General features: G+C 35.2%; 19 protein-coding genes. 3 read left to right on the plus strand and 16 right to left on the minus strand.

Annotation, left to right across the window (positions count from 1 at the left end):
- The first annotated feature begins 229 nt into the window (after positions 1–229).
- Complete coding sequence (gene odhB / locus AAGD91_RS02940) at positions 230–1,402, plus strand: 2-oxoglutarate dehydrogenase complex dihydrolipoyllysine-residue succinyltransferase (protein WP_341821446.1); 1,173 nt, start codon at positions 230–232, stop codon at positions 1,400–1,402.
- A gap of 38 nt (positions 1,403–1,440) precedes the next feature.
- On the opposite strand, the gene AAGD91_RS02945 is transcribed toward odhB, so the two are convergent.
- The 3 genes from AAGD91_RS02945 to AAGD91_RS02955 form a co-directional block, all read right to left on the minus strand.
- On the minus strand, positions 1,441–2,841 hold the full coding sequence (locus AAGD91_RS02945; RefSeq protein ID WP_341821447.1) for a tetratricopeptide repeat protein: 1,401 nt from the start codon (positions 2,839–2,841) through the stop codon (positions 1,441–1,443).
- Between the two features lie 48 nt (positions 2,842–2,889).
- Positions 2,890–3,033, minus strand: coding sequence for a hypothetical protein (locus AAGD91_RS02950; RefSeq protein ID WP_341821448.1), 144 nt, complete (start codon positions 3,031–3,033; stop codon positions 2,890–2,892).
- Between the two features lie 132 nt (positions 3,034–3,165).
- Positions 3,166–5,043, minus strand: coding sequence for an NB-ARC domain-containing protein (locus tag AAGD91_RS02955; protein ID WP_341821449.1), 1,878 nt, complete (start codon positions 5,041–5,043; stop codon positions 3,166–3,168).
- 249 nt (positions 5,044–5,292) lie between these two features.
- Between AAGD91_RS02955 and secA the strand changes: the two genes are divergently transcribed.
- On the plus strand, positions 5,293–7,953 hold the full coding sequence (gene secA / locus AAGD91_RS02960; RefSeq protein ID WP_341821450.1) for a preprotein translocase subunit SecA: 2,661 nt from the start codon (positions 5,293–5,295) through the stop codon (positions 7,951–7,953).
- 3 nt (positions 7,954–7,956) lie between these two features.
- Here the strand turns inward: secA and AAGD91_RS02965 are convergent, their stop codons facing one another.
- The 7 genes from AAGD91_RS02965 to AAGD91_RS02995 all read right to left on the minus strand — a co-directional run bounded on the left by AAGD91_RS02965 (position 7,957) and on the right by AAGD91_RS02995 (position 13,627).
- Positions 7,957–8,841 carry an ankyrin repeat domain-containing protein gene (locus tag AAGD91_RS02965; RefSeq protein ID WP_341821451.1) on the minus strand — a complete coding sequence of 295 codons (885 nt, stop codon included), beginning with the start codon at positions 8,839–8,841 and terminating at the stop codon, positions 7,957–7,959.
- A 391-nt stretch (positions 8,842–9,232) separates the two neighbouring features.
- Positions 9,233–10,795, minus strand: a complete 1,563-nt coding sequence (gene guaA / locus AAGD91_RS02970; RefSeq protein WP_341821452.1) for a glutamine-hydrolyzing GMP synthase — start codon at positions 10,793–10,795, stop codon at positions 9,233–9,235.
- A 105-nt stretch (positions 10,796–10,900) separates the two neighbouring features.
- The gene (locus AAGD91_RS02975) at positions 10,901–11,407 is read right to left on the minus strand and encodes a DUF2924 domain-containing protein (protein WP_341821453.1); all 507 of its coding nucleotides are present in this window, start codon (positions 11,405–11,407) and stop codon (positions 10,901–10,903) included.
- Entirely contained in the window at positions 11,394–11,555 is a 162-nt protein-coding gene (locus tag AAGD91_RS02980; RefSeq protein WP_341821454.1) for a hypothetical protein, read from the minus strand. Before AAGD91_RS02980 ends, AAGD91_RS02975 begins: the two co-directional genes overlap by 14 nt.
- Before the next feature lie 253 nt (positions 11,556–11,808).
- Entirely contained in the window at positions 11,809–12,162 is a 354-nt protein-coding gene (gene gatC, locus AAGD91_RS02985; RefSeq protein ID WP_065094978.1) for an Asp-tRNA(Asn)/Glu-tRNA(Gln) amidotransferase subunit GatC, read from the minus strand.
- Entirely contained in the window at positions 12,152–13,078 is a 927-nt protein-coding gene (locus AAGD91_RS02990; RefSeq protein WP_341821455.1) for a ribose-phosphate diphosphokinase, read from the minus strand. Before AAGD91_RS02990 ends, gatC begins: the two co-directional genes overlap by 11 nt.
- A 351-nt stretch (positions 13,079–13,429) precedes the next feature.
- On the minus strand, positions 13,430–13,627 hold the full coding sequence (locus tag AAGD91_RS02995) for a hypothetical protein (RefSeq protein ID WP_341821456.1): 198 nt from the start codon (positions 13,625–13,627) through the stop codon (positions 13,430–13,432).
- 180 nt (positions 13,628–13,807) lie between these two features.
- Here AAGD91_RS02995 and sdhA point away from each other — a divergent pair, with 180 nt between their 5' ends.
- Positions 13,808–15,613, plus strand: a complete 1,806-nt coding sequence (gene sdhA, locus AAGD91_RS03000) for a succinate dehydrogenase flavoprotein subunit (RefSeq protein ID WP_341821457.1) — start codon at positions 13,808–13,810, stop codon at positions 15,611–15,613.
- Here sdhA and AAGD91_RS03005 read toward each other — a convergent pair whose 3' ends face one another.
- The 6 genes from AAGD91_RS03005 to AAGD91_RS03030 form a co-directional block, all read right to left on the minus strand.
- Entirely contained in the window at positions 15,614–16,399 is a 786-nt protein-coding gene (locus AAGD91_RS03005; RefSeq protein WP_341821458.1) for a hypothetical protein, read from the minus strand.
- 33 nt (positions 16,400–16,432) lie between these two features.
- Positions 16,433–17,863 carry an ankyrin repeat domain-containing protein gene (locus tag AAGD91_RS03010; RefSeq protein WP_341821459.1) on the minus strand — a complete coding sequence of 477 codons (1,431 nt, stop codon included), beginning with the start codon at positions 17,861–17,863 and terminating at the stop codon, positions 16,433–16,435.
- A 206-nt stretch (positions 17,864–18,069) separates the two neighbouring features.
- Positions 18,070–20,610, minus strand: coding sequence for an ankyrin repeat domain-containing protein (locus AAGD91_RS03015; RefSeq protein WP_341821460.1), 2,541 nt, complete (start codon positions 20,608–20,610; stop codon positions 18,070–18,072).
- A 444-nt stretch (positions 20,611–21,054) separates the two neighbouring features.
- Positions 21,055–21,663, minus strand: a complete 609-nt coding sequence (gene gmk, locus AAGD91_RS03020) for a guanylate kinase (protein ID WP_341821501.1) — start codon at positions 21,661–21,663, stop codon at positions 21,055–21,057.
- A complete protein-coding gene (locus AAGD91_RS03025; protein ID WP_341821502.1) occupies positions 21,647–23,452 on the minus strand; it encodes a pentapeptide repeat-containing protein in 1,806 nt (601 codons plus the stop codon). The genes gmk and AAGD91_RS03025 overlap by 17 nt, the downstream gene beginning before the upstream one ends.
- Complete coding sequence (locus AAGD91_RS03030; protein ID WP_341821461.1) at positions 23,445–24,647, minus strand: ankyrin repeat domain-containing protein; 1,203 nt, start codon at positions 24,645–24,647, stop codon at positions 23,445–23,447. The genes AAGD91_RS03025 and AAGD91_RS03030 overlap by 8 nt, the downstream gene beginning before the upstream one ends.
- Positions 24,648–24,835: the final 188 nt, after the last annotated feature.

The raw sequence follows: 24,835 nt of genomic DNA on the forward strand, positions 1-24,835 counted from the left end.
TGTTATTAGGTCTTTTGCATAGTCATTGTTTGATTAGCAATACCATAGCCGAGAGACGGGGTTGGCGAAATGTGTCAAGATGGCCTAGCATCACGCGCTGGAATGACATTTGGGAGTATGTTATCCGTTTGTCACTTCTAAATGATAAAAGCCTCAATGAATTTATTAGTTTATTACATGTTTCTTTTCATGTATAAATCTATAGAAAGTTTTATACGGAAGTTGTTTTATGAGCAAAATTATAGAAATCAGAGCGCCAAAAACTCTTGGTGGTGAGTCAGTTACGGAAGGTATAGTAAAAATAAAGAAAAATATTGGAGAAGCAGTAAAAGTAGATGACTTGATCTTTGAAATTGAGACTGACAAAACAGCACTCGAATTAACTGCAGAAGCTTCAGGGCAAATAACTGAATTTCTCGTAAAGGAAGATGATGTAATAAGTCCTGATCAATTGTTAGCGAAGTTTTCCGTGGGGGAAGTAAAAGAGGAAGCGAGAAAAGAAGATAAAAGCGAAAGTTCTGCTAAAAAAGATGCTCCATCAGCTCGCAAAATTATGGAAGAAAATGCAATTAATGCAGAAAGTGTCAAAGGAACTGGCATGGGAGGCAGAGTAACAAAGGCAGATGTGATAGGCCACATGAACAAAGCAGAACAGCCTGCAATAAAACAATACGAATTGCCAAAAAGTGTAGTGAGTGGAGAGCAAAGAGAGGAACGAGTAAAAATGAGCAAAATAAGACAAGTAATTGCTGCTCGTTTGAAGGCATCGCAAAATACTGCTGCAATACTGACCACGTTCAATGAAATTGACATGAAAAATATCATGGATCTAAGAGCAAAATATAAGGACACTTTTGAAAAAAAATATGGAATAAAACTTGGTTTTATGTCGTTTTTTATAAAGGCAGCGGTGCAAGCACTGAAAGAGATCCCTGAAATTAACGCTGAGATCTCAGGCGATGAGATCATATATAAACATTACTATGACATAGGTGTTGCTGTTAGCACCGATAAAGGTCTTGTTGTACCAGTTATTCGAAATGCTGATCAGATGTCATTTGCAGAAATTGAGTTGACTTTAGTTGCTCTTGGCAAAAAAGCACGAGAAGGCAAATTACAAGTATCAGAAATGGAAGGTGCAACATTTACTATCTCAAACGGCGGAGTATACGGTTCGCTTCTTTCCACTCCGATAATAAACCCTCCGCAATCTGGAATACTTGGAGTGCATTCAATACAAAATAGGCCAGTTGCCGTGGGTAATGCAGTAGAAATTAGACCTATGACGTATATCGCTCTCTCTTACGACCACAGAATAGTTGATGGCAAAGGGGCAGTAACTTTCCTCGTTAAAATAAAAAATTATATAGAAGATCCAAATAGGTTAGTTTTGGAAGTGTAGCTCAAATGAGTTGTTGTTAATCTAGTATTGCTAAAAACCTAAATATCATCTAGTTCTGCCAGTAGTTTAGCAACTTCCGGATGATCGTGGCCATAGTGTTTTTTAAAAATAGGTAAAGCTCGTTCAAGTAATTCCTTTTGTTTCTTGTGGTCACCTAGAGCACCATAAACGTCACATAGGTCTGCCAATAGTTTAGCAACTTCAGCATGATCAAAGCCGTAATGCTTCTCTAAAATAAGCAAAGCCTGTTCAAACAACTCCTTTTTTTTCTTATGATTACCTAAATCCCCATAAGTAATACCGAGGTTTGTCAGCGTTCTAGCAACTTCGAAATGGTCAGGGCCATGACGTTTCTCAAAAACAAGTAAAGCCCGTTCAAGCAACTCTTTTGCTTTCTGAGGGTTACCTAAATCCCCATAAGCGTTGCCTAGGTTTTCTAGTATTATAGCAAATGTAAAATGATCGGAGCCATAATGTTTCTCAAAAATAGGTAAAGCCTGTTCAAGCAACTCTCTTGTTTTCTGAGGATTACCTAAAGCATAATAAGTGATAACGAGGTTTGTCAGTGTCCTGGCAACTTCAAAATGGTTAGGCCCATAATGTTTCTCTTGAATTGTAAAAGCTTGTTCAAGTAACTCTTTTGCCTTCTGAGGATTACCTAAAGCCCTATAAGTGGCACCTAGATTTGTCAATAGTTTAGCAACTTCGAAATGATCAGAGCCATAATATTCCTTAAAGGTAGGTAAAGCCCATTCAAGCAACTCCTTTGCCTTCCGGGAATCACCTAGAGCATAATAAGCGATACCGAGGTTTGTCAGCGTTCTAGCAACTTCGAAATGGTCAAAGCCATAATGTTTCTCTTGAATTGCCAAGGCTCGTTCAAGTAACTCTTTTGCTTTCTGAGGGCTACCTAAAGCACAATAAGTGATACCGAGGTTTGTCAGTGCTCTAGCAACTTCGAAATGGTCAAAGCCATAATGTTTCTCTTGAATTGCTAAGGCTTGTTCAAGCAGTTCTTTTGCCTTCTTATAATTGCCTAAAGTACTACAAGCAATACCGAGGTTTCCTAATATTATAGCAAATGTAAAGTGATCAGAGCCATAATATTCCTTAAAGGTAGGTAAAGCCCGTTCAAGCAACTCTTTTGCTTTTTGAGGGTTACCTAAAGCACTATAAGCGGTACCGAGACTTACTAGTGCTCTAGCAACTTCAAAATGATCAGAGCCATAATATTTCTTAAGGATAGGTAGAGCATGTTCGAGCAATTCCTTTTGTTTCTGAGGATTACCCAAAGCGCCATAAGAATTGCCGAGGTCTTCTAGTATTATGGCAACTGTAAAATGATCAGAGCCATAATGTTTCTTAAGGATAGGTAAAGCCCGTTCAAGCAATTCCTTTTGTCCTCTAGGATTACCTAAATCAGAGTGTACATTATCCATCCACATTAACAAATCTACAAGATAATCCTTCTCTATTGTTTGTTTTTTTTAAGGATTTTCTTTTAGCCAGTTATCTATATGTGATAAAAATGCTTCTAAATGTGGTAATAATTGTCGTTTCTTAGCATAATCTTCTAATTTATCACTGCCATAAGGAAAGCTTTCTTTCAGTAATTCAAAAGTCTTTTTCACAACTTTGTCTTTGCCTTATTTTTCTAACTCTATCCCTGTTACTTGCTGTACTAACCTGTGAATATTGACTGAACTTTGCTCTTCTCCTGAGTTAATCATCGAATATTGCTTAAGTAGTTGGATAGCATCACCTCACTTTTCTTTATTACTTTCTAATCCTAAAAATATTTCTACAGGAATGTTGTCAGGAGCAATATAGGCAATGATATCCAAAATTTCCTTAGCTTGCTGACCATACTCTAAGTTATCTTGGATTTTATCAATAGTAATTCTCCAGGTTATAAAAGTTGTCTCAGTGTAGTTATCGTTGTTGTCTTTAGGAAACTTAAAATCAAGTAATTTTTCTGTTTCCTCTTTATATCTCTTTAAGTAATCACCAATTTCAAACTTCGAACCTACATTCTTTAATGCTATATCCCTTTCTTTTATGTATGCAACTGCCTGCTGCAGAGCTAAAGGAAAATGCTGTAATGTTTCTGCTAAATTCTTTATTTCATGTTCTTGTGATCCATCCTTTACATCCAATGCTTTTCTAATGAAATCTATTGATTCTGGTTCAGTAAATGTACCCAATGTTAATGGTTTTATATCTCCCCATTTCTTATTACGAGAAGTAATCAGAACACTAAGTTTATTATCATCAGATGATAAAAAGTGGGACGGTAAAAATTGACTAATACCAGCATCTTGACCTTCACTTCTATATTCTTCTGCGTTATCAAAAACAAAAAGACTTTTTCTCTTTGCGAAAAAAGCGTATATATCTCTTACAATAGATTCAATATCCCTATCTTCTGTAGGAATGCCTAAAAGTTTATTAGCCAACTTCAGAAAAGACCGCACCATGGTTTCATAGGTTGCAGCATTTACCCATATAATGTTGTTATCGTAATCTTTACTGTGTTCTTCAATATATTTTCTGACTAACTCAGTCTTACCTATTCCTCCCAACCCACTGATAGAAACCAGTTGCGATATTACTGTGGCTACACCTTGACTCTCTTGTATTGACTCATGCAGTTTTTCTAGCTCTGTTTTTCTTCCAGTAAACGATCCTACTGGATTTCTCACCTCAAATCGAAAGCCTCCTAAGATTTCTTCTTTCATCTTGCGAAAGAATTCTCTTCCGTCTTCATGTGTAAGAAAACGTCTCCCTTTTTCTTTCAGCCAATCTAGCATTTTTTCTTGGAAGCGAGCGTAAACATTTTTTCTGTCAATATCATTAAATTGCTCGCCCAGCTCATTCTTAATGATTTCCGCTAGTTTCATCTCATTCGGCTGATTTACTGCAAATACTAATTTATCAAAAAATTCTTTTATACTCTCTTCTAACCTGCTCTTTATTATTTGTTTAAATTCGTTTTGCCACTTTTGATTTCTTCCCAATTTCCTTTTTGAATCCTGATCTGATTTACTTTGAAGTTTTTCTATCTCCTTTTCTAATTCTGCTATCGTCTCTTCCACAGCACTCTCAAATGCCGGTTGCACTACCGAAATCATATTATTATGAATACAAGAGAACTTATATCTAGTGCCGCCGTCTTTAAAAAAGACATCACTAGTGTCGATTACTTCAACTAAAATTTCTATTGCATTGTTTGGTCCTGAAGTTTTTACCTTCAACTTCTTCACTGTGTTTTGTGCTGTGCTTTGATCCAGATCAAAATCGATATTAGTGCAGATAATAAAATCTTTCAGGTTACCATCTGCAAAATCTTGATTATTTTTGATCTTTAGGTAAGAAATGAAATACTTTGCTAATCCAAATTCACCACTTTTATCTTTTGTAAGTAAGTTCCCTACTCCAATTTTCTTGTTATCTTCATCTTGTGTGTGTTTGGCCTGCAAAAAGCGGTATACTTTCTTACTACCTTGGGTACATTCAAATACTAAATCATCGAATTTCCTGGCTTCTTCTATTTCTGTACCTAAGCGAAAAGAGTGCTGATAGAGCACTCCGCGATGCAAAAATAGCATCAATACCTTTAGCTGGTAGATATTACCGTGCATAACTAGTTACCTCATACAGGCTGCTATAAATTTGTTTGATCTCGAATTAAAGATTACCAAACACCTAAAATAATGCAATAGAGTCTTTATGTGTTGATAGAAAGGCCTTCGAGGGTAGGAATTGCCTGGCAAACTCTTAATTCTTGATTTAAAAAAGACTTTCCAAAGACTCCCCGAATCTAATATGTCATTGCTGTAGGCTGCATTTAGTAATATAATCTCATATTAAATAAGACGTTACTTAAGTTTATGCTAGATTCTCCGCTAATTTTGACAGCCATTCTTATATTTTTCATTTTTACGTTGTCATTCTTTTTTATAAGAAAGATATTTGGGTCAACAAACAAGAAGATAATAAAATCCTTTAGGAAAATTGTTCAGCAAATAAATGCATTAGAAACAGAAATGCAGAGCTTATCTGATGAGGAGCTTGCTGGTAAAACTCAAGAATTCAAACAGGAATTGAAAAATGGGAAAACGTTAAATGATCTTCTCGTACCTGCATTTGCAGTTGTGCGTGAAGCCTCTCGAAGGTTTCTTAACATGAGACACTTCGATGTTCAACTGATCGGTGGAATGGTGCTCCATAACGGCATGATATCAGAAATGAAAACAGGAGAGGGAAAGACACTCGTTGCAACTTTAGCTGCATACCTTAATTCTTTAGAAGGGAAAGGCGTGCACGTCGTAACTGTTAACGATTATCTTGCAAAACGAGACACAGAGTGGATGAGCAAATTATATAATTCTCTTGGGGTTTCTGTTGCGTTTATCACGAATAACTTGACAGACGAAGAGAGAAAAGAGGCTTACAGTGCAGATATCGTGTATTCCACAAATAACGAGCTTGCCTTTGATTACCTGCGAGACAATATGAAATTTTCTCAAGAAGACATGGTTCAGAGAGGCTTTCACTACGGAATAGTTGATGAAGTAGACTCAATACTCATTGATGAAGCTCGCACTCCGCTTATTATTTCTGGCCAGATTGAGGAAAACAATCAGATATATAAGCATATCAATAAAATAGTAACCAAATTAGTTGACTCTGATTATGAGGTGGATGAAAAGGGTAGGGCAGTGTTCCTTACTGAAGATGGTATTTCACGAGTGGAAGAACTACTCAGGTCATACAATCTCATTCCTGAAAATTCCTCGCTCTATGATACTGACAGCATGATAATGACTCATTATATAGACCAAGCATTACGTGCACATAAGCTGTTTACTGCTGATAAAGATTATATAGTAAAGGATGGCAAGGTAGTGATTATTGATGAATTTACTGGGCGTATGATGGAGGGCAGGAGATATTCCGATGGTCTTCATCAGGCACTTGAAGCGAAGGAGAATCTTGAAATTCAGCATGAAAACCAAACTTTAGCATCGGTCACATTTCAGAATTACTTTCGTATGTACAATAAACTTTCCGGAATGACTGGAACAGCAGCAACAGAGGCAGAAGAGTTTCGTGATATATACAGACTAAATGTAGTAAAAATTCCAACCAATTTACCTGTAAAAAGAGTTGATATTGATGATGAAATTTATGGCACAGGAAAAGAAAAATTTAATGCTGTGTTGAAGTTTATAGAAGAATGCCACAAACGCCTTCAACCGGTCCTTGTTGGCACGGTAAGCATCGAAAACTCTGAGAAGCTTTCTGCGCTTTTGCAAAGCCATTCTCTTAAGCATTCAGTATTGAATGCTCGTTATCATGAACAAGAGGCGTACATAATAGCACAAGCTGGAGTGCCAGGTAGTATCACTATAGCAACTAACATGGCAGGACGTGGAACTGATATTCAACTCGGTGGAAACGCTGAAATGATTGCAAAGGTAGAGCTAAAGAAGATAAAAAATGCTGATGAAAGAGAAAAAAAATACCAAGAAATAGTCGAAAGAGTAAAAAAAGATAAGGAAATTGCTATAAAAGCTGGTGGTTTATGCGTGGTTGGAACCGAAAGACATGAAAGCAGGAGAATAGATGATCAATTACGCGGCCGTTCTGGTCGTCAGGGGGATCCTGGACTTTCTAAGTTCTTTTTATCGCTTGAAGATGACCTAATGAGAATATTTGGTTCTGATAGAATGAGAAGCTTTTTACAAAAAGTAGGGTTAAAGAATAACGAAGCTATTCATCATCCATGGATCAATAAGGCACTTGAGAAGGCGCAGAAGAAAGTTGAAGCTAGAAACTATGATGTGCGGAAGTCTTTGCTTAAGTTTGATGACGTAATCAACAACCAACGTAAAGTTATTTTTAAGCAGAGAAACAATATCTTAGGCAACGAAATTAATGATTTACTTGAAGTATATAGCGAAGTAAATGAGAGCATAGTAGAAGGTATAATCCAAAGTGGCTATTATGAGGATTATATTGAAGATATAGTCAAAGAATTCCATACAAGGTATGGAATAACGCTTGATAAAGAAGATTTAGCAAAGTTTTTAAACAAACAAGAAGCTTTGAATTATATAAATGATAAGATACAAGAATTTTTTACTGAGAAAGAAAAATATTTCAACAGTCAGCACACTACAGATTTGTGGAATACGATCGTGAAGCAAGTAATGATAATGACACTTGATCATTTATGGAGGGAGCACCTTTCAACTTTAGAAAGCTTAAGACAAAGCATAAGCTTACGTGCCATGGGGCAGAAAGATCCACTGAATGAATTTAAACGCGAAGCTTTCTTGATGTTTGAGTCAATGCTTGAAAAATGCAAGGAACTCACCATTCATCGCTTAGCACACTTTAAGTTGGCAGACAACCAAGAGATAGGCAATAGATTACATTCTGCGAGAAATAGCAGACTTCCCAAAGTCTCAAGAAACGACAAGTGCCCTTGCAACTCCGGAAAGAAATACAAACACTGCCACGGCGCGGTTACTGTGGTGAGCTAATAATTATGGTTGTACAGTTTGTTTATTTCCATCAACATTACTGCATCTAACCTCACTTAGCTTACTGTTTAATGAGTGCTCTGATGACTTATACGCAACACCATAGGAAATTCCACCAACTATCAGTGCAGATGCTACAGTAATTCCAATTATTGCTAGTGCAGATAATTCAGTAGCGTATGCAAGCATCAATGGAATTACAACAGTAGTAATAGCACCCACAGCAGCGCTAATTTTTATTGCTTTATGCTTAATACATGATGGATCTGCACCATAGTCTAGTAGTAGCTTTATTAGCTTTGGATGTTTATAATTGTAATGAATAGCGTAATCCAAGGGAGTTTTTCCTTCTCTATCTAGCAAATTAACACTTGCTTTTCTTTCGAGTAGAGGTTTCACTATTTCTGTATTGCTTTCCCTCATAACGGCATAATGCAAAGGAGTTCTTCTATAAAATTGATTTTGTACATTAACATTCGCTTCTTTTTTCAGTAGAAGCTCTACTATCTCTACATTGCCGAACCAAGCAGCATAATGCAAAGGTGTCATTTCAAGTTCACTTCGCACATTAACATTTGCATTGCTTGCTAGCAAGAGCTTTACCATTTTTAAATTTTGTTCACCGACAGCAAAGTGTAAAGGAGTCCTGTTGAATATGTCTTTCACATCAATATTAGCCCCTATTTCCATTAAGAATCTTGCTAGCGTTTCATAACCATTTTTAACCGCTAGGTGCAATAAACTATACCTATCTTTACACCCAAAACCTGTAGATTTGTATTCTTTGAATATGTGATTTACATTGAAATTATTCTTTTTCCATTGAAAATATTGATCAAAACTATAAATATCGTCTTGATTATTTTTGGGAGGACATCTTTTTTCCAATTTGTCTCTTATTTCATCAATTATATTTTCTTTATTTATATCTTGATTATTATTGATCTCTTATAATATTTCTTGTAACCACATCATTTTTCGTTTAAAGTTCATAGTTTTATTATGGCATATGAAGTGGATTATGTCAATGAAGAACTAAGAAACTGGTTCTTCTTTTTTTCTATAGCTTTAGGTTTACCTACAATTTGAAAAACAACAAATTCGTCATTCCGCCGCAGTATCTCTAGATCCCGCTAACACGTAGCGGGATGACGAGTTACTTAACGTCATACCGTGATTCACGGTATCTCAACCGCTAACAAAGCGGGATGACAGCAATCCTACGTCATACCGCCGCGGTATCTCTAGATCCCGCTTCGGGATGACTAAACTTTTTGATTTACTCCCACTCAATGGTTGCTGGTGGTTTAGAAGTTAAGTCATAGACAACTCTATTTACTCCGGAAACGTTATTAACAATTATACTGCCAACATTCTGTAAAAAGTCCCAAAACACTAGCGAATGCTGATCCTTATCTTCAAATGGAAATGCATCAGCCGTCATACCATCGGACGATGTTACAGCCCTTAAAGCACAAACATATCCGTATGTACGACCATCTCCCATGACGCCTACAGTTTTTATTGGTAATAATACAGCAAAAGCTTGCCATATCTTATCGTATAGATCGTAATTTTTCATCGTATTAATATATATTTCATCTACTTCTTGCAATATTCGCACCTTTTCTTCATCGACTTCACTTATAATCCTCACTGCAAGTCCGGGTCCAGGAAATGGATGTTGAAATATTATCTCGTCTGAAAGCCCAATTTCTTTTCCAAGTAGCCTTACCTCATCTTTAAAGAGGTAGCGTAAAGGCTCTACTAGCTTCAGGTTCATCTTTTCTGGCAACCCACCAACATTATGGTGAGACTTAATTGTACTAGTGTTGTCTGAGGCATACCCTGACTCAACTACATCAGAGTAGATGGTACCTTGCATCAAAAAATCCACATCACCTATTTTTTTTGCTTCTTCTTCAAACACTTCAATGAAAGCGTTACCGATAATTTTTCGCTTTTCTTCTGGATCAGTTATCCCCTTCAACCTACTCAAAAATAAATTTGATTTATCAACGTAGTTTATCGGAATCTCTTTTAACATAGTAATGGTCTGGTTCTTGCGTAACAACCCAGTATCGATAAAAATACAGTTCAATTGTTTTCCTATAGCTTTATGTGTGAGAGCCGCTGCAACACTTGAATCAACCCCACCACTTACTGCAGCGATTACTTTTTTCTCTCCTACTACATTTTTGATTTTTTCCTTCTGCTTTTCAATAAACGATTTCATTGTCCAGTCTCTCTCGCAATTTGCAATATCCAAGAAGTTAGAGAGCAATTTACTGCCATTTGTTGTGGGCCTCACTTCAGGATGGAACTGAGTACAGTAAATCTTCCGCTGTTCGTTAACAATCATTGCAATTGTTTGATTTATCACACCTGATGCGATAACAGTAAATCCCTGTGGTATAGTATCAACACTGTCCGCATGGTTCATTAATACATCCACTTCAGAATTAACATCCCAGGTATCCTTTATAATGGGGGATTCTTTTAGTATCTTGATTTTAGTTCTGCCAAACTCCTGTTTGAAACTCTCTTTTACTTTTGCTCCAAAATAATGACAAATGAGTTGCTGTCCATAGCATATTCCAAGTATAGGAACGTTTGTTGCCTCATTAAGTTTTATAATTTCATGTACTACTTCACTTGTTTCAGAACAATCATCATTTACAGATTGTGGTCCTCCAGAGAGAATAAACCCATTGAATTTTGATATTGTTTCAAAACTGATGTTGCTTGGAAATATTTCGCAATACACACCCATTTCCCTGACTTGTCTTGCGATAAGCTGTGTAAATTGTGAACCAAAATCAATAATGGCAATTGCTGACAATTTGCTCCTCCATATTATTTAAAAGTGATATCTGATAATAAAGAAAATAAAGAAGTAAGTAAACTAAGACCTCTTAAAAGCTTTGATGTATGACTTAAACGCTAGCTATGATTTATTTTGAGTTGACAGAAACTTTGCACGGTGGTGACTCAGAGTCCTCAGTTTTTCTTTGGGGTCAAGGCATACTTTAAAAAAATCCCAACCGTTGCAACTTTTACCGGTAATTCTTGTGCCAGCCGTAGAAGGAGCACTATATTCTTCCCCATTGTAAATAAACTTTCCCTCATTACTGACTGTAATTTCATACATTTTCTTTTTATATTCTCCAACAAGTGTTCTACCTATAAAAAGAGCTTTAATAACTTTTTGATTTTGCGTTAAGCCATCATCATCAACTTGCACAATTTCTTTAGGTTTATCTATTTTGAGCTCATTTAGTGGCTCATTACCCACCATATTGTTTAATACTTTATTTATTATATATGTTACTGCCTCATCTTTGACTTCTTCTACCCTTTTATCTACATATTTTTCTACTTCACTACACACATGCCTTTTCAAACTTTCAAGCAAATCCTGTAAGTCGAGTAAAGTTAATTCAGATGTTTCCATAAAAACTCCCAGTTTTATTATCACGTATCAATAATACATCTAGTATACTTAAAATATCTTTAAGAAAGGCGACTCTGACCCTCAGGTAGCTAATGTTAACTACCGATATCGTACGTGAACCAAAATCAATAATGGCAATTGCTGACAACTTACCCCTCCATATTATTTAAAGCAATATCTGATAATAAAGAAAATCATGGGGCAAGTAAACTATAGCTAAAGTGACTTAGGTTTACCTACAATTTGAAAAACAACAAATTCGTTATTCCGCTACTTGTTAGCGCCGCGGCGGTATGACGTAGGGAAACCTTCTTGGGTTAGCTATACCTGTTTTGCCACTCTGCTGAACGGATACTTTGAAAGTAGATCTATTATAGAATTGATATGAGCCTTATTTTACCCTAATCGTTTATAACCTTTGGCACTACGAAATACCCATGCTCAGGTTTTGTATTGGACAATATCTCTTCTTTAATGTTTTGAGAATTTATAACATCATCGCGTACATGAATGTCCTTGTCTATACTGCCATAACGCATAGGAGAAACACCTTCAGTATTAACTTGTAATAAAGTATCATGTATCCAATCCAGCATTGTCAGTTCTTTGGAGTAGTGATCAATCTCGTCATTTGATAACTTAATCCTTACAAGCTGTGCAATTTTAAGCATTTCTTCCTTGGTAATTGTTATTTTTCTCTTATTTGCAAATTCTATTAGTGAAGTAATAACGTCTTCTGTTGACTTAGCTGGCATCTTTACCTCCTTGGATGAAGTGAGTTAAAATATCTACGACCGAAACAACTTCTATTTTACCAGTTTTTTCAAGTTTGTGAAGTATAGTATCCGTAATCACTAATTTATCTAAAGAAGAGGAAGAAATTTTTTCAACTGCACTTCCTGAAAGCACGCCATGTGTGATGCATGAAATTACGGACTTTGCTCCGCAATTTTTTAAAGCAAGGGCTGCATTACACAATGTTCCACCAGAGTCAACTATATCATCAACAATGACACAATTTTTATTCGCAACTTCTCCTATTATGTTCATTACTTGAGATGTGCCTGCTTTCTCCCTATATTTATCTACTACAATAATCTTATCACTTAACCCTATCTTGTACTTTTCCTCTAAAGTCTTTGCAAAAGCACGTGCTCTGCCAATTGCTCCAACATCAGGTGCAACAATTGCCAAATTTTCCGTGTGTATACAGTCAACAAATGCTTCAAAGCAGTTCAAATTAGTTATCGGTACATCAAAGAATCCTTCAATTTGACTTGAGTGCAAATCAATCACTGCAACACTACTTGTACCTGCAATTTGAATAAGATTTGCAACTAATTTGGCATTTAAAGCAGATTGCATATCATTGTTCTTGATAATTCTATCTTGTCTGCTATATCCATAATAAGGAATAATTACTACTATCCTTTTGGCTCCTAATCTATTTACTGCATCAATTATAAGCAGAAGCTCCATAAGGTTATCATTCACAGGGGGAGAAAGAGATTGTACTATGTATACTTCTTGATTATATAGATCATTTGCTACTTCTACATTTACCTCGCCATCGGTAAACTTTGATATCCAAGCAGAGGATGGTTGAACATCTAGCTGGTTAACTACTGATTCCCCTAATTCTTTACTAGCATTACCTATTATTATCTTCATAATATACCAATTGAGCTTGTAAGATTATACAGAAATTATGAAATAATTGAAATGTAAGTTTCTTTATCTAGCATTCTTGTCGGCAAATTAGGTACCTCTTGTACAATGACCTGTCATTTTCACGCGTTGTTTCAATATACAGACCCAAATTGAAACAACTATACAAAATCCTGCTTATGTTTCAAGATAAATGACTTTAATGAAATATAATTTACCTTACCACTTCGTTTTGATTCTCCAGTTCAACATAGGATAAATTACTCATACATTCTCCTAGTATTTCCTCCTTTTTATCATTATCTAGTCCACTGCTAAACCCCTGACACTTTTTCTCAAGAGCTAAGCGTGTAGCTATCTTACTGTTTCAGACGATAATTCCGGCAACTCATTACGAATCTTTTCCTGCTCTTCCTCAGAGAAATTGCCAAGGTTTTCCCTGGCCATTTTAGAAAATTTTTGAGTAATCGTTTCTTTTATCATTCCACCAACTTCCTGTTCATTTAGTGTAATAACTACCGATGGATGCAAGCCAGATAAAGACTCAACCATTTTATTGTATGTTCCACCTGAAGTAAGTAAAATAGCGAGGTTTAAATGGCATTAAGATCAAAATTATTGGATGAAAAAGTGGTTCACTAATAATGAGAATTGGTATTAGCTATAGAAAACTTGTATAGATTTTTTCTACTTCTGTGATATCATAAGCCTGTAATGATAAAATAAGCAAATATGGATAAGTCAGCGTATGAGATCATAGAACATGAGTATGATGTGGTAGTAGTGGGTGCAGGTGGAGCAGGGCTCAGAGCAACGCTTGGGATGGCTGCAACTAATTTTTCAGTTGCCTGCATTTCTAAAATTTTCCCTACACGAAGTCATACAGTTGCAGCACAAGGCGGAATTAGTGCAGCTTTAGGTAATATTGGTGAAGACGATTGGCGCTGGCATGCATATGACACAATAAAAGGTTCAGACTGGCTTGGTGATCAAGATGCAATAGAATATATGTGTAAAAACGCTGCTAAAGCTGTTATTGAACTTGAAAATTTTGGCGTACCTTTTTCTCGTACAGAAAATGGCAAAATATACCAGCGTTCCTTTGGTGGAATGACAACTCACTTTGGTAAAGGAAAATCAGCGCAGCGCACTTGTGCGGCAGCAGACAAAACTGGGCACGCAATCCTTCACACTCTATATCAGCAGTGTCTTAAATTCAACGCTGAATTTTTTGTTGAATACTTTGTGATTGATTTAATTATGGATAGCGAAACCGGAGCATGCTGTGGAGTTCTTGCTTGGTCGCTATGCGACGGTACATTACATAGATTTCGCGCACATTCGGTGGTGCTAGCAACAGGTGGATATGGACGTGTTTATTTCTCTGCAACAAGTGCGCATACCTGCACAGGTGATGGTAATGGCATGGTGGTGAGAGCTGGGTTACCACTTGAAGATATGGAATTTGTACAATTTCATCCAACAGGAATATATGGCTCAGGGTGCTTGATGACAGAAGGGTGCCGTGGAGAAGGGGGGTACCTCGTTAATTCTCAGGGCGAAAAGTTTATGGAACGTTACGCACCAAAAGCAAAAGATTTAGCTTCCCGTGATGTGGTAAGTCGTGCAATAACAATTGAAATTAGAGAGGGAAGGGGAGTTGGACCGAAAAAAGATCATATGTATTTAACTATAGCGCATCTTGATCCGGAAGTAATAAAACTCAGATTGCCGGGCATCAGCGAAACCGCAAGAACTTTTGCTGGAGTTGATGTCACTAAAGATCCAATACCGGTCATTCCGACTGTTCACTATAACATGGGTGGCATTCCAACCAATTATCATGGAGAAGTGATCACGCTGAAGCAAGGTAAGGAAGAAGTGGTAGATGGACTATTTGCAATTGGAGAAGCTGCGTGTGTCTCTGTGCACGGTGCAAATCGACTTGGTTCTAACTCGCTTCTTGATCTTGTGGTTTTTGGTAGAGCTGCAGCACTCAAAGCAAAAGAGAAACTAAAATCCTGTACATCACATAAAAAATTGAGCTCAGATTGTACAGATTGGATAATAGATAGGTTTAATAAAATGCGATTTGCTTCTGGGAAGCTCAAAGTAGCAAAAATACGCAGCGAAATGCAGAACACTATGCAAAAGTATGCATCAGTGTTCCGTGTTGCTGAAGTTTTAGAAGAAGGTAAAAAAGCTATAAAAAAGGTAGCAAAAATGATGCCTGATGTTTCACTTGAGGATCGCAATATGATATGGAACAGTGATTTAGTTGAAGCACTGGAGCTTGCTAACATGATCCCACAAGCGGTTATTACCATGGAATGCGCAGCCAATCGAGAGGAGAGTAGAGGTGCTCATGCTCGTGAAGATTTTCCTGAGCGTGATAATAAAAACTGGATGAAACACACCATAGCGTGGCTTGAAGAAAAGAAAGGTCAAATTAACGTAAAAATTGATTATAAAAAAGTGGCTGAAAAAACTCTGAGCGATGAAATTGACTTCATCGCTCCGGAAAAGAGGGTATACTAGTTATACTGTTAACCCATCTGCGGGAGATTTTGTTGATGTATCTTTCATTTCACTTTTTGGATTTCTTGCACGCTTTGTCTGTCGGTCATTGTCAGTAGAGTTCTTTGTTTTATTAGTTAGTTTTTCAAAACATTTCTTAACACCACTAAACCCTAAAGTGAGAGCAAGACATGTAGCTATAGCAATAGCTGCGAGGAATAAAGCGGCAAGGGCCCCAATGTAACCCTGAGAGACACCATATGCTACAGCTGAAATGAAAATAACCGTTGTTATGGATATTAATGTTTGACGGGTTCTCTTTGCTGGATCTATGTACTTTCCAGCAGCAGATACTGCTTTTCCTGTAGTCGATGCTGTTTTTTCTATAAAAGAACCTGCTTTTTCAATGCCAGACTGACATTTTTTTGAAGCAGTTTTACAGTGGTATTTTTCCTCGAGTTTCTCCTTTAGCTCTCTAACCTTTTTTTGTGCTTCTTGTGTAATTCTTGGATATTCTTTTAAATTAAGTAAAGTTAGATAATACTTTTTAGTATCAAATGTTTGACCTTCCAACTCTAGAGAACAGGGATCAGCGCCCATTTCTAGCAGCATTGCACAAAACTTTGTTGTATTGCTACAACTAACTGTTGAATCAAAAATTGTTCCTTGCTTTAGATATTCAATTTTTTCTTTCCTTGCTTTTGTTTTTAGCACCGCTTGTAGAGGCGTGTCTTCTTTCTGGTTGGTAGCATCTACAGCTTCTCTCAATTTATCTTGAGATATCACTTCTTTTTCTACTAAATTCAAAATCAACTCCAAATATGCAACTTTTTGCTCTCCTTAAAGTAAAGCAATATGATGTAAAGCATTGTTGCCATTTGTGTCTTTCAGGCTAATATCCGCCCCTTTCTGTAGTAACTCCTCAAAAAGTTTTTTATCATTATTTTCAATTGCTGAATGTAATGGATTACTATCTGGAGTATTTATGGTATAATCTATAATTTCTTTAATTTTTGTTTCTGTATTGGTTTTTATTTCTGGTTCTAATTCAGACTTCTTTACTGACTCTGCCAATTTTTCTAAGAAGTTAAGATAATATATTTTTTGTTTTTCGCTTAACTCCTGTAATTCTTCTTTAGACAACTGCAAATCATCAATATTTGCTCCTAATTTGAGCAATTGTATAGCAGATACTATTGTATTGTCGTAGTGTGGTACAAGTTTTTTTAAAGGTGTTAAAGTTTTTCTAGGTGTAGTCTCAAAACTATGTTTTTCTTTTGTTACTTTACTAAGTAACAATGCTTGCAGTGGTGTTTGACCGTTGCCATTTTTATCGTTTACAGCTTTTTCAAGTTGTGCTTTAAGTTGCTCTTTTCCTTCCTTCTTACTCACATCTAGTACTGTATTTAAAAAATCAAACTTTTGTTTTTTCTCTAATTGTGTAACTATTAGGTGTAAAATATTATTTTCCTTTTTATCTTTTACACTGCTAATATCCGTGCAACCTTTCAGATATTCTCTAAATTTCCCTTGATCTCCATTTTTGATTACTTTGAATATTGGCTGTTCCTTATCAGTATATTGAACACTGCTGTTCATTATTCCGTTCTCTACTTCTTGGTCTTCATTTGCTGTGTGGAAAATTGGTATACCAGAAATGTGGTCTTTTTCGTCAGCATGATCATCTTCAGCTTCGCTACTGTTGCCGCTTTCAATTCCACTGTCTTCACTTTTACCCGTTATCCCGTTCTCTACTTCTTGATCTTCACTTATTGTGTTAGCACTACTGATTGAATGCTTCTTACTAGCGTCATGATTATCTTCAGCTTCGCCACTGTTGCCGCTTTCGGTTTCACTCTCCATACTCCCTCTACAACCAGTTTCATTTTGATCAACGTTATCAGAATGATCTTTTTTGCTGCTCTTGTTAATAGCTTCTGAAATTACTTGTTCTATTTCCTCTTTTTTTGTTGGGTCTAGTTTTTTTGACTGTTTGATTTCTTTTTTCAATGCTGGAAGGAAGTGTTGAGTATAATACTTATAATATTTTTCTTGTTCTTCAGATGATTCTCCTAATTTGGTTAACACTTCGATTAATATCTTAGGACTAGCCCCTTCCTTGAACAATCCCTTGCATTTGTTGAGAGTCTTGTCTTTCCCAACTTCTGGGTGTAGGTGTTTGTGCTTTCCTTTTGTTACTTTTTTCGTTATAATACTCAATAATTCATTGTTGTGTACTAACTCACTAGATGTAGAATTTTCTTTTGTCATACCAAAGCCTCACTAAAAACTAACTATTTGTGTATCTTTGTAGTTGTAAGTGTCAACAATTTGAGATTGAGAACTAACAACTAAAAAGCTAGATTTAAATTTTAAAATGTTGTATATGTAATTGAAATACAGGCAGAAGAGCGTTTCTGCTAGTATCATAGTTAAAACTCACTTCAACGATTATCTACTATTTTAAATGTTTAGTTTTAAGAAAGGATAACTACTAGCTTATTCATGAATTGACGTAGTATTGATACATCGCTCATTTTAGTAGCTGGGTTTTCTGTATATTCTGATTGACTTGATGATTTTTGTACCTCTTGCTCTTCTAAATCGTTGGACTTATTTTCTATATCCTTAACAGAGTTATTGCATTGTGTATCATTTTTTGGTGCGTTATCTTGAAGTGTAAGTTGCTTTTCTTCAGTAAACTTTCCTTTAATTTTTCCAAATCCTTCATAAATATTTTCTAAATTCAAGTAAATAAGATAACAAACTCCAATAACTGCTATAATAGATGAGGCAGTTGCAATTGTAATACTTCCTTGAGAAGCGCTGAATATTACCGCACAGGCTAAAGCAGTAAATACAAGCGTTGTCACTACTTTACAAACAACATTATTGACATACTTCACAATATCGCGTGCTTTTAACTTCTTGCCAAAATTGCACTTCAGTTCAGTTCTCATATCATCTGGAATAAGCGCTCTACCCATTGATTTCTCTATTCCTTTTATAATTTTATAATACTCTTTGCTCCATAATCTTTCGGGTAGTATTAACTGCTTTGGGTCAACACCATTTTGCACTAATTTTACACAGAACTTGATCGTGTTATCACGGCTCTTAGGATTGACCAAATTATGTTTATCTTTTGTCGTCTTAGTAATTAGCGCTACTTGTAGTGGTGTGCGTTCTTTTTCGTTAGTGGCGTTTGCAGCTTTACTAAATTTCTCTTTTTCCACCGAATTTAAAATCAACTCTAAACATGTAACTTTTTGTTCTCCTTTGAATGAAGCAATATAGTGCAGAGCATTTTTTTCATCTTTATCTTGCACAGTAATATCTGCACCATTTTGTAAAAATAACTCTAAGGCTTTATATCTATTTGTTTTTTCAAATTTTCTATCTGTACATGATCGATCCTCATTCTTTTCTTTTATATGCTGAAGCAACTGATGAAGAGGTGTTTGTTCTTCCTTGTTAGTAGTATTTACAGCATTACTAAATCTATCTTTATCTGAAATCAACTTCAAACATGCAACTTTTTGTTCTCCTTTGAATGAAGCAATATAGTGCAGAGCATTTTTTTCATCTTTATCTTGCACGGTAATATCAGCGCCATTTTGCAGAAATAACTCTAAGGCTTGATACCTGCCAGTATCCTTAAATTCTTTTTTTACTACATTTTTTATTTTATCTTTCAATGAAGATTCTTTACTCTTTTCTTGTATGCGCTGGAGTACCAGATGGAGCGGTGTTTGCCCTTCTTTTTTATCATTTACAGCTTTTATAAATTGTTCTTTTTGGCTTGCTTCTAGCAATATATGGAGAAGTTTAAGTTTTTGTTTTGTTTCAGGTTTAACAATCAAGTGTAAAGCATTATTATCATCTGTGTCTTTAAGGCTAATATCTGCCCCTTTTTGCAATAGTTCTTTAAAAAGTTCTCTATCATTATTTTTAATTGCTAAATGTAATTGATAATTATCATTACTATCTGGAGTATTTATGGTATGTGGTATAATTTCTTTAATTTTTGCTTCTGTATTGATTTTTATTTCTGGCTTTAATTTAGATTTCTTTCCTTGCTCTGCTAATTTTTCTAAGAAATTACGATAGTATGTCTTTTGCTCTTCTTTTAAGCCTTGTAATTCTTTTGTAGATAATCCTAAATTATCAGAGCTGGCTCCATGCTCTAACAATTTTGTAAGAAACTTAAGTGTGTTATCATTATTTTGGATCGTATGAGACTCATGTTTTTCTTTTGTTATCTTGTTAATTAGTGCCACCTGAAGAGCGTCCTGATTTTCACTATTAATGAGTTGTGCTAAATCTTCCTTGGTGACCGTTTTTATTAGGATACCCAGAAACTTGCATTTCTGTTTCTTTTCGAGCGATGCAATAAGGTGTAAAATATTATTTCCTTTTTCATCTTTTATGCTGCTAATATCCGTACAATCTTTTAGATATTTTCTAAATTTCCTGTTATTTCCATTTTTGATCGCTTTTAGTAATTGAACATTATTATTCGTTATTCCGTTGCTTATTTCTACTTCATGATCATCTTCAACATCGCTACCGTAGCCACTCTCTGTTTCACTGTCCCTACGATCATTTTGGTTGTGGGTAAAACAATATTTGCTATTATAAGTAATTTCTGAAATTGCTTGCTTTACTCGCTCTTTTGTTTCATTTGGTATTTTTTTCGATCGTTCTATTACTTCATCTAGCACTGGAAGGAAGCATTGGACATAATACCTATAATATTTTTCTTGTTCTCTAAGTGATTCTTCTAATTTAGTTAATACTTCAGAGTTAGCACCTTCCTCAAATAACCTTTTGCACTTCTTGAGGGTTCCATCTTGACCTCTTGGTTTTTCACGCTTGTGTTTTTCTTTTTTTACCTTTCTCTCTATAGTGCCATACAATTGCTCGTCTTTTCTATCCTGCTCTCGCTTTTTATTTTTATCTATGCATTCGTCTAATTTATCTGCATTAGTAGCTAGTGCGCTTAGATCTATACCCATACTAAAACCCCAATATTAAAAGCTATTTAAGTTGTCAGCACTAAACTAACAACCAAGAAGTTTGACTTTTAAATTGAGCTAAACGTTGTATATGTGATCAAAATATAGGTGGAAAGGCAGAAAACTAGTTTCTATTAGAAAATCTGTTATCATAGTCAAATCCTCACTTGAACAGTTGTCTACTATTTTAACCATTTAATCTTAAAAAATAATAAATATAGCTAAAGTGAGTAACTGCAAAACGTGCTACTGGCTAAAATATATCTAAACTGACTTACGACAATTTGAAAAACCGTCATTCCGCTACTTGTTAGCGCCGCGGCGGTATGACGGTCCGCTACGTGTTAGCGGAATCTATGCTGAGATACTGCGAATGAATCGCGGTATGACGGTTCGCGGCGGTATAGCTATAGGATAAGAAACTATAGCTGCAGATCGATGCTTTTATAAATCTTCCAGACTTGGTTTTTCTTTTAGTTTTTTAAGTCTTTCTTTATTTAGTATGGAGCTTATCTCTTCTACACTTTTATCAATATCATCATTGATTATTACATAATCATATTTATCACGTTTGCTTATCTCTTTTTGAGCTTCGGCTAATCTGCGCTCTATTTCGCTTGCATCATCACTATTACGCTTTTGCAAACGCAACCTAAGCTCTTCCATTGAAGGGGGAAGTATAAAAATACTCACAACTTTTTTTCTCATGAGCTTGAATAAGTGAAATGCTCCTTGCCAGTCTATGCTTAGTAAAACGCTTATTCCACTGCTCAGGTTTTGCTCTATAAAATCTCTTGGTATACCATAAAAATTCTCAAAAACTTTGGCGTATTCAAGCATCTGACCAGCTTCGCATAACTCGTGAAATTTTTCTTCAGTAACGAAAAAATAGTCTTTTCCATTTATTTCGCCGGGGCGAGGCTTGCGCGTAGTCGTAGAAACAGACCTAACTAAATTAGTTGATCGCTCAAGTAATTTTGCTGATATAGTAGTTTTTCCAGCTCCAGAAGGGGAGGATAGAACCAATAATACGCCCTCACTTTTTACGGTCATTTTTCTTTGCATTTTTTAACATGGCGCTTTTTTGATCAGAGTTTAAAAAGCTAGAACCTTCTAAATTAGAATTTGATAAGTTGGTGCCAATGAGAGAAGAGTTATCAAAGACAGTATAGCGCAAATCGGTTTTTTCAAGATTTGCCTTATTCAAATTAACGTTTACAAACTTTGCTCTACTCAATGTTGAATTAGAAAAATCAGCATTTTCTAAATTCATATTCTTAAATTCAAAGTAAGAATAATTTACATTAAATTTTTCACCCTGTGATATTTTCTCTTGTAAATCTCCAATTGAAGTTATAGCATTTTCTAACCCTGCAAGTTTTTTCTGCCCTTGATTGTCAATCAAAATTGAATTATCAAACTTGCAATCTGTTAAATGAGCATCAGCAACTGAACTTTTATATATGCTTGAAGAGTGAAAAGACATATCACTAATTGTTGAATTGCTCAAATTGCTAAGAAAAAAGCTAGTTTTCCTAAAGGCATTAGCGTGAAGCAAAGAAGATCTGAAATCGCTTTCAATAAAATTTGAATTAGTTACTTTTAAATTGGACCAGCTCGAATTATCAGCTAATAAATTAAAGAATGTTGAATTTTCTATTTCACTGGAATCAATATTATGGTGAAAAAGTGTACTGTTATAAACTTGAGAGTCTTGGATTTTTATCTTATACATTGAAGTTGTAGAAAGGTCTGAATCTTCTATCTTCGTAGAGGTGAATAGTGAATGGTCAAAAAATGAGCCATTCATGTTAGAATTCGCAACTTTAGTATTATGAAACTTTCCGTGACGAATGTCAGCATTAGAGACATTAACTTGATGCAGTTCACTAAAACTAAAATCAATATTGGATAAATCAGCATCCTGAAGACTTGCTCCAAAAACATATACATGTTTTATCTTGGAACCATTTAGTATAGATTGAACAAAACTTGAATTATCGTCATTCACATAGGAAATTTGTGTGTTGCTTAAATTAGCTTCGTCGAAGTTACTGTTAATTATGATAGAAGAATTAAGGCAGGCATCGGAAAGATTGCTACCTGTAAAGTCTGATTCTTTTAACTCTGCACCATATATGTTAGCATTTTTTAATGAAGAAAATTGTATCTTTAATTTATATGCATCCACTCCAAAGAAACTTGCATTATCAAGGTTATTTTTCTGCATAACAGTATCGTTTATTTCACTATCATTAAAATTTACGTAGCTAAGATTCGAGTTTGATAAGTTGGAGAGATTCATTTGCACATTCGAGAAATTAGTATGCAAACCAATTACGTTGTGCATACTTACTTTTTTGAGATCGGAACTGATAAAATCAGCATAACTAACATTAGACTGATCAAATACGATATCTGTTAAGTTTGCAGAAACAAATTTTGTAAAACTCAAATTTGTACCTTTTATTTTAATGCCATGTAAATTAGCATTGGAGAAATTAGCACCACGTAAATCAACATCAATGAAAGACACGTCGGATAAATCAGTATTAGAAAAATCAGCACCAATCAGACTTACTCCATCAAAAACAGATCCACTTAGGTACAATTGGCTAAAATTAGCTCCATTTAAGTTAGAGCCAAAACCTTTCTTAAAATCTTCTGGCACGCCCTCTTTGTGGCACTGCACCAAAAATTCAGCAAAGTCTTTTTTACTGTAAGATACGTATTTTACATCATGCAGAGCGTTTAAAAAATCACTAATCTGATTTTTTTCATCATTTGTTTCGTTTCCATAACATAAATGACCAACTAAAATTAATATCAAAAATCTAATCATCTTGCTTATCGCACTGCGACTCATTGTTTTCTTTCGTTTTCATAGCCCAATCGTACATTGCTGAGCTTTCTTTATTGTCTATTTTTCTATCCTCCAAAAGGTGTGGCATCATTTCGGCAATCGCATTTATTATATTGACCTGCTTTTTTTCGATTGCTATATCAATTGGGGATTGAAAATTATTATTAACTACTCTAAGATCAGCGCCTTGTAATAAGAGAAAGCGCACTATGTCTACCTCACCTTGTTTAACTGAATAAATGAGAGGAGTATCACCCAATTTATTTCTAAACCTTAGTATCTCTTGAGTTGTTAATCCAATTTTTTCTAGCTTACTCATTATTCCTCTTAAGCAAGGTAAGTTATTTTTCTTAATACAGTAAAAAAATTGCTTACTGTAATCATCAATAAATACAGTTGTAGGAAGATGCTCATTAAGGCTATCATATTGTCGTTTATATATTGACTTGCTTTGTATATCTTTATGACCCCATTCTTTTATTGGTTCTCTGTTTAGCTTTGTCCATTTTTGTAAATTTTTCTTTTCACTTTGCTCTTCTTCATCTTTTTTAGTTATAGGTTTTACTCTATTGCGGTACTTAGAATTATTGTTTGTTTCTTTCACTTTTTTTTCTTCAAACTGATTCTCTACTTTTTCTTTTTTTCCCTCTAATAATTGACTCGCATCACTTTTTGAAAGTTCATTATCTTTTATATCAATCTTCTGATCAGCTTGTAGATTTTTTTGCGGGTCAGTTATATTCTCATTTAAATCAGCACTTAAAGGCAAAGGCTCTGGTTTCAAATCTTTATTCACTTCTTTATTGGCCACATTTGGTAAATTTCGAGCAAATTCGCCTGTACTTTCTTCTAGCTGGTCATTTGGCAAATCTTTATCAATCCTTTCACCTTCACTTATAGTTTTTTCAACCACAGAAGCTTTATTCTCGTTGTATTGCAGCTTCTCTTTATCGGTTACTCTTTTGCTCTCAGCCTCTTGTGTTTGTTTAGCATCGACGTTGCTTTTCAACTCATCTTTTTGATTTGTGCTGCTCAGTAAATCTTGCTTCCTTACACCTACATTTTCGTTTTTATGAACTGATTCAATTTTCTTTTCTTCAAATTGCTCTACAGCAAATAGGCTCAGTGATCCAAATACAACAACTAATAATACAAAGTATAAAATACTCTTCATAAATATTCCAAGCATAAGCTTAATTAAGATGATACTATAATCAAATGATTAATCTACAGTAAAAAATGCCTTAGGATTTTATTTATAAAAAACCAATAGATTTTTTGCATTACTTTTTCTGGGTAAGGTCAATTGTTTCTTAAACCTCTCCCCTAAACGAATACACTGTAGAAGGAGGAGTTTCTTCT

The sequence above is a fragment of the Wolbachia endosymbiont (group A) of Myopa testacea genome (genome assembly GCF_964027115.1).
GTDB lineage: Bacteria > Pseudomonadota > Alphaproteobacteria > Rickettsiales > Anaplasmataceae > Wolbachia.

Bases quoted from the DNA above. Each gene is read 5' to 3' on its own strand.
- AAGD91_RS03030 (WP_341821461.1), bottom strand. From the start codon at position 24,647: ATGAAGAGTATTTTATACTTTGTATTATTAGTTGTTGTATTTGGATCA.
- gatC (WP_065094978.1), bottom strand. From the start codon at position 12,162: ATGCCAGCTAAGTCAACAGAAGACGTTATTACTTCACTAATAGAATTT.
- AAGD91_RS02975 (WP_341821453.1), bottom strand. From the start codon at position 11,407: ATGGAAACATCTGAATTAACTTTACTCGACTTACAGGATTTGCTTGAA.
- gmk (WP_341821501.1), bottom strand. From the start codon at position 21,663: ATGACCGTAAAAAGTGAGGGCGTATTATTGGTTCTATCCTCCCCTTCT.
- sdhA (WP_341821457.1), top strand. From the start codon at position 13,808: ATGGATAAGTCAGCGTATGAGATCATAGAACATGAGTATGATGTGGTA.
- AAGD91_RS03010 (WP_341821459.1), bottom strand. From the start codon at position 17,863: ATGACAAAAGAAAATTCTACATCTAGTGAGTTAGTACACAACAATGAA.
- AAGD91_RS03015 (WP_341821460.1), bottom strand. From the start codon at position 20,610: ATGGGTATAGATCTAAGCGCACTAGCTACTAATGCAGATAAATTAGAC.
- secA (WP_341821450.1), top strand. From the start codon at position 5,293: ATGCTAGATTCTCCGCTAATTTTGACAGCCATTCTTATATTTTTCATT.
- AAGD91_RS02990 (WP_341821455.1), bottom strand. From the start codon at position 13,078: ATGAAGATAATAATAGGTAATGCTAGTAAAGAATTAGGGGAATCAGTA.
- odhB (WP_341821446.1), top strand. From the start codon at position 230: ATGAGCAAAATTATAGAAATCAGAGCGCCAAAAACTCTTGGTGGTGAG.
- AAGD91_RS02945 (WP_341821447.1), bottom strand. From the start codon at position 2,841: ATGGATAATGTACACTCTGATTTAGGTAATCCTAGAGGACAAAAGGAA.
- AAGD91_RS03025 (WP_341821502.1), bottom strand. From the start codon at position 23,452: ATGATTAGATTTTTGATATTAATTTTAGTTGGTCATTTATGTTATGGA.
- AAGD91_RS02955 (WP_341821449.1), bottom strand. From the start codon at position 5,043: ATGCACGGTAATATCTACCAGCTAAAGGTATTGATGCTATTTTTGCAT.
- AAGD91_RS02995 (WP_341821456.1), bottom strand. From the start codon at position 13,627: ATGGTTGAGTCTTTATCTGGCTTGCATCCATCGGTAGTTATTACACTA.